Origin of the sequence: Achromobacter dolens (genome assembly GCF_902859745.1) — a bacterium.
GTDB lineage: Bacteria > Pseudomonadota > Gammaproteobacteria > Burkholderiales > Burkholderiaceae_B > Achromobacter > Achromobacter dolens.
This window is the reverse complement of record NZ_CADIJW010000108.1, coordinates 1-1,331: the sequence shown is the minus strand read 5'-3', so window position 1 is coordinate 1,331 and position 1,331 is coordinate 1. Positions and strand designations below refer to the sequence as shown.

The 1,331-nt window shown below is 62.4% G+C and carries 1 protein-coding gene; it reads left to right on the top strand.

Annotated features, from left to right (window positions below; translation table 11 throughout):
• The first annotated feature begins 53 nt into the window (after positions 1-53).
• Positions 54-1,282 (top strand): IS3 family transposase gene (locus HV783_RS29295; protein ID WP_197487112.1). Its coding sequence is split into 2 segments (ribosomal slippage): positions 54-401 and positions 404-1,282, totalling 1,227 coding nucleotides; the frame shifts between segments, so codons are not numbered across the junction.
• The last annotated feature ends 49 nt before the right edge of the window (positions 1,283-1,331 follow it).

Genomic DNA, 1,331 nt, shown 5'->3' with positions numbered 1-1,331 from the left:
TGACCCGTCCTGAATTTGGTTGACACCTTTTTGAGAGAAAAAAGGAGAGTCAATTGGAATCAAGGATCAAGCGAACCCAGCGGGATTACAGCCTGGCTTTTAAACTGTCGGTGGTCGAGCAGGTGGAAAAAGGCGAGCTGACGTACAAAGAGGCGCAGCGTCGCTACGGGATCCAAGGCCGGTCGACGGTGCTGGTGTGGCTGCGCAAGCATGGTCGCCCGGGCTGGAGTGGCTGGAGCTTGCCGACGGTCAGAGGAGTGGATATGGATCGTCAGGGCAAGGGACTCACGCCCGAGCAGCGGATCAAGGAGCTGGAGGTTCAGCTCAAGGAGGCGCGCGAGAAGGCGCAGTTGTTCGAGGCCGTGGTCAACGTGCTGGAGAAAGACTACGGGGTGCGCGTCGTAAAAAAGCCTTCGGGCAAGTCCTCACGCAAAAGCTCGTCCAAGGGTTGAGCGTGGCAAGGGCTTGCCGCTACATGGGGCACAGCCGCCAGGCCTATTACAAGGGCAGGCACAGGGAGCGAGAGCGCCAGCAGCAGGCTTGCCAGGTGGTGTCGATGGTGACGGCGTTGCGGGTCCGGCAACCGAAGTTGGGTACGCGTAAGCTACATCACGTGCTGCGCCAGCCGCTGCGCGAGGCGGGGATCAAGGCCGGGCGCGATGCGCTGTTCGACATCCTGCGCAGCGCCCGGATGCTGGTCAGACCGCGCCGGGCGTATCACAAGACCACGGACAGCCATCACCGCTTCCGGCGCCACCCGAACCTGCTCAAGGCGGGTCAAGGCCAGGTGGTGGCGACCGGCCCCGAGCAGGTCTGGGTGGCGGACATCACCTACCTGCCGACCGACCAGCGGTGCACCTACTTGAGCCTGGTGACCGATGCCTACTCGCGCAAGATCGTGGGCTACCACGTGGCCGAGAATCTGCAGACCGAAGGGGTGCGCCGCGCGCTGGAGATGGCGTTGCGCTCGCGGCGCTCGAGTCAGCCGTTGGTGCACCACTCGGATCGAGGCATCCAGTACTGCTCGACGTACTACCAGCGCCTGCACGCCCGCCATGGCATCCGTTGCTCGATGACCGACGGCTACGACTGCTACCAGAATGCCTTGGCCGAGCGGGTCAACGGCATCCTGAAGGGAGAGCTGTTGCTCCAAAGACCCGCTGATCTGGCCCAAGCCAGGCTCATGGTCAGGCAGTCTGTCCAGATCTACAACACCGAGCGCCCACATCTGTCCCTACAATGCAAAACACCCGATGAAGTTCATCGGGTGCTCAGTCCGTAATCGCTACGGATACCGTCCCGTAGGTGTCAACCTAGGGCAGGACGGGTCA